Genomic DNA, 12,964 nt, shown 5'->3' on the forward strand with positions numbered 1-12,964 from the left:
TTCGATAGTGCGTATGAATGTAGGAGAAGCATCATGCAAGAAGGGCAAAAACGTAAAACCTCGTCCTTGAGCATTCTCGCCATCGCTGGGGTAGAACCGTACCAAGAGAAGCCAGGCGAAGAGTATATGAATGCCGCCCAGCTGTCGCATTTCAAGCTGATTCTTGAAGCATGGCGCAACCAGCTCAGGGATGAAGTGGATCGTACTGTATCGCACATGCAAGACGAAGCTGCTAATTTCCCCGATCCGGTAGACCGTGCCGCGCAGGAAGAAGAGTTTAGTCTTGAACTTCGTAACCGCGACCGCGAGCGTAAGCTGATTAAAAAGATCGAGAAAACACTGAAAAAAGTCGAAGATGACGATTTCGGTTACTGCGATTCTTGTGGCGTCGAGATTGGCATTCGCCGTCTGGAAGCGCGACCAACAGCAGATTTGTGTATTGACTGTAAAACCTTAGCCGAAATCCGCGAAAAGCAGATGGCAGGCTAATACAGCAATAATACGGTGCCAGAGTGATTTCTGGTGCCGTATTCATTACGCTGAACCTCCCTTTCCCTATATGCCTGAAGATATCAATACTCAGCGACTCATTACTGAACAAGCAGCTCTGAAGCCAACCCAGTATGTCGGGCGTTTTGCGCCATCACCCTCTGGTGATTTACATTTTGGTTCGCTGATTGCCGCACTCGGAAGTTACCTGCAAGCCCGCGCTCAAGGTGGGAGCTGGTTAGTTCGCATTGAAGATATTGACCCTCCTCGTGAAATTCCTGGCGCCGCCGCCCGCATTTTAACTGCATTAGAGCACTATGGCCTGCATTGGGACGGCCCGGTTATTTACCAGTCTCAGCGCCATGAAGCATATCGCGCTACCTTAGAGTGGTTGAAGCAACAAGGGCTGAGCTATTACTGCACCTGTACCCGCAGCCGTATTCAACAGATTGGTGGGCTATACGACGGCTTTTGCCGCGAACGTCATTTACCCGCAGATGGCGCGGCTATCCGTTTACGCCAGACTCAACCGGTTTATTCCTTTTATGATAAATTACTGGGTGAGTTGCACGCCGTACCAGCACTGGCAGAAGAAGATTTTATTATTCGTAGGCGAGATGGGTTGTTTGCCTATAATCTGGCGGTGGTGGTTGATGATGCTTTTCAAGGCGTAACCGAGATTGTGCGTGGGGCGGATTTGATTGAGCCAACAGTGCGTCAGATAGCCCTCTATAAGCAATTACAGCAACCGGTACCCAGCTATTTGCATTTACCACTGGCGCTGAACCCTGATGGCAATAAGTTATCTAAGCAAAACCATGCGCCGCCGCTGCCAAATGGCGATCCGCGGCCGATTTTGGTCGAGGCATTAAAGTTTTTACGTCAACCACTGCCAGAATGCTGGCAAGATCTTGATTTGCCGTTATTATTACGTTTTGCAGTCGAAAATTGGACATTGGCAGCAATTCCGCTTCAGGGGGCGATAGCCGCCACTGAAAACACAACGGCATTCTCAAAGGAAGCACGGTGAGCTATGATTAGCCGCTGTTTTTCTGTTGTTCTGTTAAATATTGCCACTATCGAGGTGTACCATTTTTACCCGAGTAGCCAATTTCTGCCGTAAGGTACTGATTCGCGATGATAAATCCGCTCGCGATGGTAAAGCTGTCCGCGATGAGACGGCCCGTGATAGTAGTGCCCGTAAAGATAAAGTGCCCGGTGAAGATAACGTGGCCCGCAAAGAGAGAAGGCCTGCCAGAACAAATACTGGCCGTAAGAATCAGGCAGGGCCAGCTTCGGAACAGAGTCCGATGACGATTATTCCACGAGATCAGCACAATATTTCCCGTCGAGATATCAGCGATAACGCGCTGAAGGTTCTCTATCGCCTGAATAAATCAGGTTATGAAGCCTATCTGGTTGGTGGCGGTGTCCGTGACCTGCTACTGGGTAAAAAGCCGAAAGATTTTGATATCACCACCAGCGCCACGCCAGAACAAGTGCGAAAGTTATTCCGTAACTGCCGTCTGGTAGGCCGTCGTTTTCGTCTGGCTCATGTGATGTTTGGCCCGGAAATCATTGAAGTTGCTACTTTCCGTGGTCACCACGAACAACAACCAGCAGAAGATAGCGACAAAAATTCTTCCCAGCAGGCACAAAATGGCATGCTGCTGCGCGACAATATTTTCGGCACCATTGAAGATGATGCCCAACGCCGCGATTTCACCATTAACAGCCTCTACTACGGTATTTCTGATTTTGCACTGCGTGACTACACCGGCGGCTTGCGTGATCTGAAAGAAGGTATCATTCGCCTGATTGGTGATCCTGAAACCCGCTACCGTGAAGATCCGGTGCGGATGCTGCGCGCGGTGCGTTTTGCCGCTAAATTGGACATGACCATCAGCCCGGAAACCGCAGAGCCAATCCCGCGTCTGGCATCACTGCTGCACGAGATCCCACCGGCTCGTCTGTTTGAAGAGTCGCTCAAACTCTTGCAGTCAGGTTATGGCTATAAAACTTACTTAAAACTGTGCGAATATCAGCTTTTCCAGCCATTGTTCCCGCTGATTGCCCGTAATTTTACCGAGCATCACGATTCGCCAATGGAACGCATTCTGGTTCAGGTTTTGAAAAATACTGACCATCGTTTGCATAATGATAAGCGCGTCAATCCGGCGTTCTTATTTGCCGCTATGCTTTGGTATCCGCTCATTGAACATGCGCAGAAACTGACGCAAGAAAGTGGCCTGGCTTATTACGATGCTTTTGCACTGGCAATGAATGATGTGCTTGATGAAGAGTGCCGTTCACTGGCCATTCCAAAGCGAATTACTTCGCTGGTGCGGGATATCTGGCTGCTGCAATTGCGTTTGTCACGTCGTCAGGGCAAACGTGCGCATAAACTGATGGAACATCCAAAATTCCGCGCGGCCTATGACTTGTTAGCACTGCGGGCTGAAGTGGAAAATAACCATGAATTGCAGCGCTTAGCGCAGTGGTGGGGAGAGTTCCAAGAAGCGACGCCACTCCAGCAAAAGAATATGTTGAATACGTTAGGAGCTGATCCGGCGCCGCGTCGCTCTCGGCCTCGCCGCCCACGTAAACCAACAACGCCACGTAAAGAAGGGGCATAATTTATATCATGATCCGGGTCTATATCGCGTTGGGCAGTAATCAGTCCATGCCACTGCAACAGGTTAAAGCAGCACTGGAAGCGCTGGAGCATCTGCCGCGCACCCGGTTAGTGGCGTGTTCACCTTTTTACCGCACCAAACCCTTAGGCCCGCAAGATCAGCCAGATTTCCTCAATGCTGTGGTGGCGTTGGATACATCACTTCCGCCAGAGCAGCTGTTAGATTGCACCCAAGCCATTGAACGCAACCAAGGCCGGGTGAGAAAAGAGCAGCGTTGGGGGCCACGGACACTGGATCTGGATATTATGCTGTATGGCGATCAGGTGATAAACACCGATCGCCTGACGGTGCCGCACTATGGTCTAAAAGAGCGTGAGTTTATGCTCTATCCATTGGCTGATATTGCACCTGACCTGATTTTCCCTGATGGCGAATCACTATCAGAGCGCCTCAAGCTGGTAGATAAAAACGGTCTGGTGCCCTGGTAACTGATGTTTACCAGCACTAACCTGCTTCCCCACCTGATATCTCCTTTCTCTTTAATTCTTTATTCTATGCTGAATTCCTAACTATCCACCGAGGATTAATCCTCTATCTATATGATTAAATGCATAAAATAGCACCACTCGCCGTTGTACTAAGGTTACAGTAGAATGGCTTTATTAAACTGACGACTTCAGGAGAAAGAGTGATGAAAGCCACCACCATGAGCCACTTACGTCAATGGAAACAAGAGAAACGTAAGTTCGCCACACTCACTGCCTATGATGCCAGCTTTGCTCAGTTATTTGCCGAGCAGGGTATTGGGGTTCTGCTGGTGGGTGATTCGCTCGGAATGACATTACAAGGCTTTGATTCGACCTTACCAGTGACCACGGCGGATGTGGCTTACCATACCCGTGCAGTGCGTCGTGGTGCGCCTCATTGCCTGTTATTGGCTGATATGCCCTTCATGAGTTATGCCACACCAGAGCAAACCTTCACTAACGCAGCAGAATTAATGCGGGCTGGGGCCAATATGGTCAAGCTGGAAGGCGGCAGTTGGTTGTGCGACACCGTCCGCATGCTGGCAGAGCGCGCTGTTCCCGTCTGTGGGCATTTGGGATTAACACCGCAATCGGTCAATATTTTCGGCGGCTATAAAGTGCAGGGCCGGGAAGAAGTCGCGGCGAACCAACTGTTGAAAGATGCTCTGGCGCTGGAAAATGCTGGGGCGCAACTGTTAGTTCTGGAATGCGTACCGGTAGAATTGGCCCAGCGTGTCACCGAAGCACTGACTATTCCGGTGATTGGTATTGGCGCAGGCAATGTTACTGATGGGCAAATTCTGGTGATGCACGATGCGCTAGGGATTACCGGCGGCCATACGCCTAAATTCAGCAAAAACTTCCTGGCACAAAGTGCTGGCGATATTCGTGCCGCCATTCAGCTTTATATTCAAGAAGTTGAGAGCGGCGTCTATCCGGCTGAAGAACATACATTCCAGTAAAATTTTACTGCTTAAATATTGCTATTACACCCTATAGATTTCGAGATGTAGGAAGGCGGCAAGCAAGAAAACCCCAATGAGCTTACAACGGTAAGTGATTCGGGTGTACGAGTGCCGCCGCCACACCTACAACTTGAAAGATGACGGGTATACCGGAGGAAAGGATGCTAATTATCGAAACCTTGCCATTGTTGCGCCAGCAAATCCGTCGTTGGCGTCAAGAGGGCAAGCGAGTCGCACTGGTGCCAACTATGGGCAACCTGCACCAAGGGCATATGACACTGGTCGAAGATGCCAAAACGCGTGCCGATGTTGTGGTCGTGAGTATTTTTGTCAACCCACTGCAATTTGAACGCCCGGATGATTTAGCCCGCTACCCGCGTACTTTGCAGGAAGACTGCGAGAAACTGACCCGCCATGGTGTTGACTTAGTGTTCGCTCCAGCAGCTGTCGATGTTTACCCGGCAGGATTGGAAGCCCAGACCTATGTTGATGTCCCTGCCCTGTCTACCATTTTGGAAGGCGCCAGCCGCCCCGGACATTTCCGTGGTGTCTCGACTATCGTCAGCAAGCTATTCAATCTGGTTCAACCGGATGTCGCCTGTTTTGGTGAAAAAGATTATCAGCAACTGGCATTAATCCGCAAAATGGTGGCGGATATGGGTTATGACATCAATGTTGTTGGCGTCCCCATTGTGCGGGCAAAAGATGGCCTGGCGCTAAGTTCCCGTAATGGTTATCTGACGGCTGAAGAACGTAAAATTGCACCGCAGCTCTATAAAATAATGCAGGCGTTAGCTGACAAGCTAACTGCGGGTGAACGGCAGATTGATGATTTACTGGCTGACAGCGCTGAGCAATTACGTCAGGCTGGCTTTACACCGGACGAGCTGTTTATTCGCGATGCGCAAACGTTGTTGCCATTGACGGTCGAAAGTCAGCAAGCGGTTATTCTCATGGCCGCCTGGTTGGGTAAAGCACGCCTAATTGATAACCAACAGGTTGATTTGCGTAGCTGATTATCTGGCCCGACGCAGGCAGCTGATTAGGGCGAATAACCAACAGTAGAGTCAGTCATAGACAAGTGATATAAAATCAGCAAAACTGGGTGCTTCTCCCTAAATCAGTCGGTGAAGGGATGGGTTGCCAGACTTATTCTGGGCAATAACTGGGGTCAAAGGTAAGAGTTATGATACGCACTATGTTGCAAGGCAAACTGCATCGGGTCAAAGTCACTCAAGCTGATTTGCACTATGAAGGTTCCTGCGCTATTGACCAGGATTTTCTGGAAGCCGCTGGCATTCTGGAATACGAAGCTATTGATATTTATAACGTTGATAATGGTCAGCGTTTTTCAACTTACGCGATTGCCGCCGAGCGCGGTTCACGGATTATCTCTGTGAATGGTGCCGCAGCGCGTTGTGCCTGCGTCGGCGATAAACTGATCATCTGCTCTTATGTCCAGATGTCTGATGCTGATGCCCGCCTGCACCACCCCAAAGTGGCATATTTTGAAGGTGAAAATCAGTTGCAGCGCAAAGCAAAAGCGGTGCCGGTTCAGGTTGCCTAATGACCAGTAATCGTTAAATTTTCACCATAAAAAAGGCGCTTAATTAAAGCGCCTTTTTCATATCCTAAAATCATGCTGAGCTAATCAGATTCCATTACCGCGGGTGCTGCAGGAGCGGGCACCTGACCTGGCTCATTAGCAATGCGCTCGGCCATGGTCGGGATTGAATCAGTGCGCAAAATATAAAGCCGCTTAAGGGTAAATGGATTATCACCCGGCTTAACCTTGCCCCGTACCGTCGTCACCGCTAAATGGAAACCTGCATTTTTCGCTGCATCGATAGCGATTTGATTAAAGCCGCCAAAGGGATAGGACAGAAAAATCACATGCGGATTAAACTGAGATAAAGCCCGGCGCGAATGTTCAAAATCAAAAACAATGTTGTGATAAGAGCGGCTCAATAAAATTGGGTTACGGTTATTATCTGTGCGGTGTAAAAAATGGGTATGAGACTGAATATCAAATACATCCTGAATCTCTTTTAGCTCAGAGATACTCATAAACTGTAATGAGTCAGGATTCCATTTCTGCGGATGGCGTTTAATGCGCGATGAAATAATAAATGCCGTTGCCCGGAAGCCCTTTTCCTTCAGGATGGGATACGCATAACGATTGACCGATTTAAGACCATCATCGAATGTCAGCACCACCACTTTTGCAGGTAGGTTAATCTTATTATTGAGATAACCTTCAAGCTGATAGAGAGAAATTGTGTCGTAGCCCGTCTCTTTGAGATAGGTCATTTGGTTGCTAAACGCCACATCTGAAGTGGTCGTTGACGTGTTCAGAAAACGTTTATTTTCCTCATTTCTCAACATATGGTGATAAGTGAGGATAGGAATGCCATTATCTATTTCGGCGTCAGCACTGCTGATATAGCCTAAACGATCGCCAATATTGACTTGATACCAAGTATTACTTAACCGATCTTTCAATTTGCCAACAATTGGGTAGCGCAAATTATCAACCAATGTAGCGAATTGCTCGCTGTCTACATCTGCGGCCAAATAAACCGGCGTTTCGCGCTTGATAATGATATTTTGGTTCGGTCGAGGTTTATTTAAATCACCCAGTATATCGTTGTTTTTTCTTTCTTTTTTGATATCCCGCAGATCGTCTTTATCAATAAAACCAGTGCCATTACCAAATTTAAATTCATAGTATTCCGCCGCTGCAGGCAGAACCTGAAGAAGTTGATCTTCTTTAATCTCACCGACTGGAATGACCTTATCGCCAACTAATGAATATATTTCGCTATCGCGGTCTACAACCATATATCGAGGGGTAAGTGCCGCTTCATCTGGCAGAAGGTCTGCATGCGCCGCCGGTATCATTACCGACATGACAACACCGAGTAGCATCCCAATAGCTATTCTGTTTTTATGCCACATTATCGTTCTACTTATGCGCGTTCGGCGCTGAATTGAAAAGGAGAAAATCTGGTGTGTCAGCATAGCACGAGACTCTGCGACTTGAGAAAGATGATATTAGACAAGGACATTATTTATTACGATTAAATTCCAGTATTAACAACAATTAACTAACTAATAATTTACTATCCGGATCAATAACGCGGGTTATTGACGTTGCAGCAAAGCCCCTCTGCAACGCCAATTATGAAGAAAACTAGGTACGTAAACCGCGCCCACGATCAATCAAATACCATGCCCAAGCATAAAATACCGCGATAAATACCACTAATACGCCAATGGTGAATATCAGCGGCACATCAGTAATGCCAAGGAAACCGTAGCGGAAGCCACTGATCATGTACACGATAGGGTTGAGCTTGGATACTGCCTGCCAAAACGGTGGCAATAAGGCTAGCGAGTAAAACACCCCGCCCAGATAGGTCAATGGCGTCAGCACAAAAGTAGGCACCAGACTGATATCATCAAAGGTTTTGGCAAAAACAGCATTCAGTAACCCACCGAGGGAGAACAGAATCGCCGTCAGCAGTAATGTCAGTGCCACCATTGACCAAGAGTGCACATGCAGTGGCACAAAGAACAGTGAAATGATGGTGACCAGAATACCGACACAGAGCCCACGCGCCACACCGCCACCGACATAACCAATAATGACGATGTGGGTAGGCACTGGAGCCACCAGCAGTTCTTCAATGCTGCGCTGGAACTTTGCCCCAAAGAAAGACGCCGCAACGTTGGCATATGAGTTCGTGATCACCGCCATCATAATCAGACCGGGAACAATAAACTGCATATAATTAAAACCGCCCATATCACCAATTCGCGACCCAATCAGGTTGCCGAAAATGACAAAATAGAGCGACATGGTAATCACTGGCGGTACCAGAGTTTGAATCCAGATACGGGCAAAACGCGTAATTTCTTTGATCCAGATACTCTGTAATGCTACCCAATACAGGCGGGTCATGCTTTTTCTCCCCCGTTACCATTAACCAAGGTGACAAATAGCTCTTCCAGACGGTTAGCCTTGTTGCGCATACTTTGTACCTGAATTCCTTGAGCATTTAATTGACTGAATAAACCATTCAGTCCCTGCTCGCGCTTTACATCAACTTCCAGTGTTGAGGTATCCGTCAGGCGATAGCTATATCCTTCCAGCTTCGGCAACGGGCTTTTAATACCCAGATCAAAAATAAAGGTTTCTGACTCAAGCTTGCCAAGCAGCTGTTTCATAGTGGTATTTTCTACCAACTCACCATTCTGGATAATGCCAATGTTACGGCACAGCATTTCCGCCTCTTCCAGATAGTGGGTGGTCAGAATAATCGTCGTTCCCTGCGCATTCAGCTCCTTCAGGAAGCCCCACATCGAGCGGCGTAGTTCAATATCGACCCCAGCCGTTGGCTCATCTAGAATCAGCAATTTAGGTTCATGCATCAGGGCGCGAGCTATCATTAAGCGGCGCTTCATCCCGCCGGATAGGCGAATGGCGCGCTCATTACGTTTGCTCCACAAATCTAACTGGCTGAGATATTTCTCTGCTCGTTGTATCGCTTCGCGCCGCGTAACACCGTAATACCCCGCTTGGGTAATCACAATCTGCAACACCGTCTCAAACGGGTTGAAGTTAAATTCTTGTGGCACTAATCCGAGCTGGCGCTTGGCGTTGACGATATCTTGGTCGATGTCGTAGCCAAAGACCTTAACCTTGCCAGAGGTTTTATTCACCAATGAGCTAATAATGCCAATGGTGGTGGATTTCCCCGCCCCATTAGGCCCGAGCAAAGCATAAAAATCGCCTGCCTCTACGTGCAGATCAATGCCACGCAGTGCCTGAACGCCACCGGCATAGGTTTTGGTCAGCTGCGTTATTTCCAGTGCATATGTCATAAGTAAAAAACAACCTTATTCTATGAGTTTCCCAGTGGTTACAGCATATCCATATCTCACTTACCCCACCCTTTTCAGAGCAAGTTATGAGGACAGAAGGGAGTCTGGGTAGATACCGAGAAGATGTTACGCAGACAACATTGCGCTACCAAAGGAACAACTGTTCCGATTTCAAAATCGTCATCCTTGCCGTATATTATCCTATCGCAATCCGTTCATTACAGGCTATTTACATTTATGAAAGAAATAGAAAAGCTCATCGCGAACAACCGGACTTGGTCAAATGCTATCAGTAAAGATGATCCCGGTTTTTTTGAGCACCTGGCGCTAGCCCAGAAACCACGCTTCCTGTGGATTGGCTGTTCAGATAGCCGTGTCCCGGCAGAAGAGTTGACTGGCCTGAAAGCCGGTGAATTATTTGTTCACCGTAACGTTGCCAATCTGGTTATCCATACTGATCTAAACTGCCTGTCAGTGGTTCAATACGCCATCGATGTTTTACAGGTCGAGCATATCATTATCTGTGGTCACCTTGGCTGCGGTGGCGTTGAAGCGGCAACCAAGAAAGACCTCGAGTTAGGGCTGATTGATAACTGGCTCCTGCATATCCGTGATCTTTGGTTTAAACACAGTTCACTGCTAGGTCGGCTACCAGTTGAAGAACGCAGCGATATGTTATGTAAACTCAACGTCGTGGAACAAGTGTATAACTTGGGTCATTCAACTATTGTCCGCTCCGCCTGGAAGCGCGGACAGAAAGCCATGATTCACGGCTGGGTCTATGGTATTGAAGACGGTCTGCTGACGGATTTAGAAGTCTCTGCTACCAGCATGGAAGCACTTGAACAAGTGTACCGAAAAGCAATGGCTGAGTTATTGCCTAAAGACCCTAAAGAAGACTAAGTTAGCGGTTATGGGAGGGTACGTTCAGACGCGCCCTCTCCCATCTAACATCACCGCTAAATCAAAACATTAAAGTGCCAACGCACAATAATACTTTATATTCAAGGCATAGCGAGCAGCAGCAATTTGTGTGCGGCCTGCGCGCAGTAGCCGATAGCCCGATTACTCATCCAACATCACAACTTTACCAACATAAGGTAAATGTCTATAACGCTGCGCATAATCGATGCCATAGCCCACAACAAACTCGTCAGGGATGGCGAAACCGACCCACTCTACCGGCACCTGAACTTCGCGGCGCTGTGGTTTATCCAACAGGGTGCAGATAGCCAATGACTTCGGCCCGCGCAGTTGCAGGATTTCACGAACTTTACTTAATGTATTACCCGAATCGATTATATCTTCGACGATCAGCACATCTTTGCCACGGATATCTTCATCCAGATCTTTTAGGATTTTGACATCACGGGTGGTACTCATGCCATTGCCGTAACTGGAGGCCGTCATAAAATCGACTTCATGGGAAACATCAATGGCGCGACATAAGTCAGCCATAAACATAAATGAACCACGGAGCAACCCGACCAACACCATTTCACTGCCACTGTCGCGGTAATGTTCGGAGATTTGGCGGCCTAATTCGGCAATTCGGGTTTTGACTTCCTGCTCGGAAATCATGACTTCTACAGTGTGTTTCATAGGTATTAACGTCGCTTTTTTACGTTGGTTGCCGGAAGAAAGCCGCTGAGTTTACCATAGCCCAAGCCATGTTGCGACGGACTCACGCGCCACTCAACTATTACCTAAATTCAACTATTGCCCAAAGTCGTTGGAGCCGCAGCTAACCGCTCTGCGACTTCAAATACCCAGGACAATATCAGGCACTGACGGTAAAGCCCAACATCATGCCCGTATCTTCATGCTCCAGCAGGTGACAGTGGGCCATGTAAGGCATACTGGTAGGAGCCAAATGATTAAAGCGCACCAATATTTCGCTGCGCGCACCTTCTACCCGCACGGTATCTTTCCAGCCACGGCGATGCTCTGCCGGCGGCTTGCCGTTTTCGGTCAAAATCCGGAACTGCGTACCATGGACATGGAATGGATGCAGCATCATGTCGCCTTCACCCGAAATGGTCCACTTCTCGTACTTGCCAAGTTTTGCATCAAATGCCGGTTCAGTCATGGAGAAAGCTTTACCATTGATAGTATTGGCGTGGCTAAAATCAAATGCCGGTGCGGCTTTCATCGCGCCACTCGCCATGCCTTTCATATGGCCATCCGCCATTCCAGCCATATGACCACTGTCCATGCCCGGCATCGCAGCGTGATCCATACTCATGCCCGCCATAGCTTGCATACCATAGCGGCTCATCAGCGCTTGCATTCCCAGCATGTCTAATTTCGGGTCCATCATCAGTTGGAACCAGCGCTCTTGCAGGCCTGTGGCATCTGCCAACGCCGGTACCACCACCAAAGAGTCTGGCAAAATTTTGCTGCCTGCCGCCAGTGATGGCTGGATGCGCAATACCGGTAGCGGCTTATCAAATGGCGCTAATGTCATCCCCATTTGTTTCACGGGTAAAGTGACCAAATCGAGCGCTTTGCCGTCGGAGGTATCCACCAGCACCTCAAAACGTTCCCCCATCAATATAGGTAATTCGCGCACCGCCACCGGCTCCGCCAATAGCCCTCCGTCGCTACCAATAACATACATTGGGCGACCATCACTGAGTGCCAAATTCAACGAACGCGCATTGCAGCCATTAAGTAGCCGCAGACGTACCCAGCCGCGCGGGGTAATTTGCTGTGGGTAACGCGCGCCATTGGTGAACATCCGATCGCCAAACCAGCCGACCGCAGCGGTCATCACATCCAGTTGATAATCAATTTGGCCATCTTTACCCAACAGTTTATCTTGCAGAATGACCGGAATATCATCGACTCCCCACTGCTTCGGCAGCGGTAATTTCTCGCTATCACTATCATCAATCAATACCAGCCCCCCCAACCCCATAGCGACCTGATGACCGGTTTTACCGTGAGTATGTGGGTGGAACCAGCAGGTCGCGGCGGGCTGCTCGACCGTAAACTCAACCTGACGTTTGGCACCGGGTTGAATCAAACCTTGCGGCCCACCGTCGACTTCACCGGGGATCTCCAACCCATGCCAATGCACGGTAGTCGCCTCTGGCAAAGAGTTAGTCACATTGATAGTTACCGGCTTACCACGTTGTAAACGAATTGCTGGCCCCAGCAAGTTGCCGTTATAACCCCAGGTTTGCGTCGCGGCGGTAGGCAGCCAAGCCATGGTGCCGGTTTGGATATTCAGATTAATGTTGCCGCTAGCATCCGGCTGAAGTAATGGCGGGATAGGTAAAGGTGAAAAGTCTGCAGCGAAGGCCGCACGGCTCCATAAAGGCAGTGAAGTGGCGGCTCCAAGAGCTGCCGTTAACTTGATAAAATCACGGCGATGCATGGTCGTCTCCATTCTTGATGGTCAGTAAATGCCGACATGGCACAAAAACAGCATTGTGCGCCAGCATAAACCCTCCCC

The 12,964-nt window shown here is 48.8% G+C and carries 13 protein-coding genes; 8 read left to right on the forward strand and 5 right to left on the reverse strand.

What is annotated here, in order from left to right; genetic code table 11:
- Positions 1–33: 33 nt before the first annotated feature.
- From dksA to panD, 7 genes are all read left to right on the forward strand, one after another.
- The gene (dksA, locus tag FTA96_RS20060) at positions 34–489 is read left to right on the forward strand and encodes an RNA polymerase-binding protein DksA (protein WP_050106514.1); all 456 of its coding nucleotides are present in this window, start codon (positions 34–36) and stop codon (positions 487–489) included.
- A 70-nt stretch (positions 490–559) separates the two neighbouring features.
- Positions 560–1,519 carry a tRNA glutamyl-Q(34) synthetase GluQRS gene (gene gluQRS, locus FTA96_RS20065; protein ID WP_145507440.1) on the forward strand — a complete coding sequence of 320 codons (960 nt, stop codon included), beginning with the start codon at positions 560–562 and terminating at the stop codon, positions 1,517–1,519.
- A gap of 61 nt (positions 1,520–1,580) precedes the next feature.
- A complete protein-coding gene (gene pcnB / locus FTA96_RS20070) occupies positions 1,581–3,125 on the forward strand; it encodes a polynucleotide adenylyltransferase PcnB (RefSeq protein ID WP_072077413.1) in 1,545 nt (514 codons plus the stop codon).
- Positions 3,126–3,133: 8 nt separating this feature from the next.
- Positions 3,134–3,613 carry a 2-amino-4-hydroxy-6-hydroxymethyldihydropteridine diphosphokinase gene (gene folK, locus FTA96_RS20075; protein ID WP_050106516.1) on the forward strand — a complete coding sequence of 160 codons (480 nt, stop codon included), beginning with the start codon at positions 3,134–3,136 and terminating at the stop codon, positions 3,611–3,613.
- A 203-nt stretch (positions 3,614–3,816) separates the two neighbouring features.
- Entirely contained in the window at positions 3,817–4,614 is a 798-nt protein-coding gene (gene panB, locus FTA96_RS20080) for a 3-methyl-2-oxobutanoate hydroxymethyltransferase (protein ID WP_186372912.1), read from the forward strand.
- 164 nt (positions 4,615–4,778) lie between these two features.
- Complete coding sequence (gene panC, locus FTA96_RS20085) at positions 4,779–5,633, forward strand: pantoate--beta-alanine ligase (protein WP_050150307.1); 855 nt, start codon at positions 4,779–4,781, stop codon at positions 5,631–5,633.
- Between the two features lie 170 nt (positions 5,634–5,803).
- On the forward strand, positions 5,804–6,184 hold the full coding sequence (panD, locus tag FTA96_RS20090; protein WP_005156780.1) for an aspartate 1-decarboxylase: 381 nt from the start codon (positions 5,804–5,806) through the stop codon (positions 6,182–6,184).
- A gap of 80 nt (positions 6,185–6,264) precedes the next feature.
- Here the strand turns inward: panD and FTA96_RS20095 are convergent, their stop codons facing one another.
- The 3 genes from FTA96_RS20095 to FTA96_RS20105 all read right to left on the reverse strand — a co-directional run bounded on the left by FTA96_RS20095 (position 6,265) and on the right by FTA96_RS20105 (position 9,504).
- The gene (locus tag FTA96_RS20095; protein ID WP_050121529.1) at positions 6,265–7,575 is read right to left on the reverse strand and encodes a polysaccharide deacetylase family protein; all 1,311 of its coding nucleotides are present in this window, start codon (positions 7,573–7,575) and stop codon (positions 6,265–6,267) included.
- A gap of 235 nt (positions 7,576–7,810) precedes the next feature.
- Positions 7,811–8,581 carry an ABC transporter permease gene (locus FTA96_RS20100; protein ID WP_050106520.1) on the reverse strand — a complete coding sequence of 257 codons (771 nt, stop codon included), beginning with the start codon at positions 8,579–8,581 and terminating at the stop codon, positions 7,811–7,813.
- On the reverse strand, positions 8,578–9,504 hold the full coding sequence (locus FTA96_RS20105) for an ABC transporter ATP-binding protein (protein ID WP_050299528.1): 927 nt from the start codon (positions 9,502–9,504) through the stop codon (positions 8,578–8,580). Before FTA96_RS20105 ends, FTA96_RS20100 begins: the two co-directional genes overlap by 4 nt.
- A 237-nt stretch (positions 9,505–9,741) precedes the next feature.
- On the opposite strand from FTA96_RS20105, the gene can reads away from it, so the two are divergent.
- A complete protein-coding gene (gene can / locus FTA96_RS20110; protein ID WP_050106522.1) occupies positions 9,742–10,407 on the forward strand; it encodes a carbonate dehydratase in 666 nt (221 codons plus the stop codon).
- Between the two features lie 162 nt (positions 10,408–10,569).
- Here the strand turns inward: can and hpt are convergent, their stop codons facing one another.
- Together hpt and cueO are read right to left on the reverse strand one after the other, a co-directional pair.
- Positions 10,570–11,106: a hypoxanthine phosphoribosyltransferase gene (gene hpt / locus FTA96_RS20115; protein ID WP_032898325.1), complete on the reverse strand. Its 537-nt coding sequence runs from the start codon at positions 11,104–11,106 to the stop codon at positions 10,570–10,572.
- A 178-nt stretch (positions 11,107–11,284) separates the two neighbouring features.
- Positions 11,285–12,886, reverse strand: coding sequence for a multicopper oxidase CueO (cueO, locus tag FTA96_RS20120; RefSeq protein WP_145574725.1), 1,602 nt, complete (start codon positions 12,884–12,886; stop codon positions 11,285–11,287).
- Positions 12,887–12,964 lie beyond the last annotated feature (78 nt).

This window comes from Yersinia alsatica, assembly GCF_902170305.1.
Classification (GTDB): Bacteria; Pseudomonadota; Gammaproteobacteria; order Enterobacterales; family Enterobacteriaceae; genus Yersinia; species Yersinia alsatica.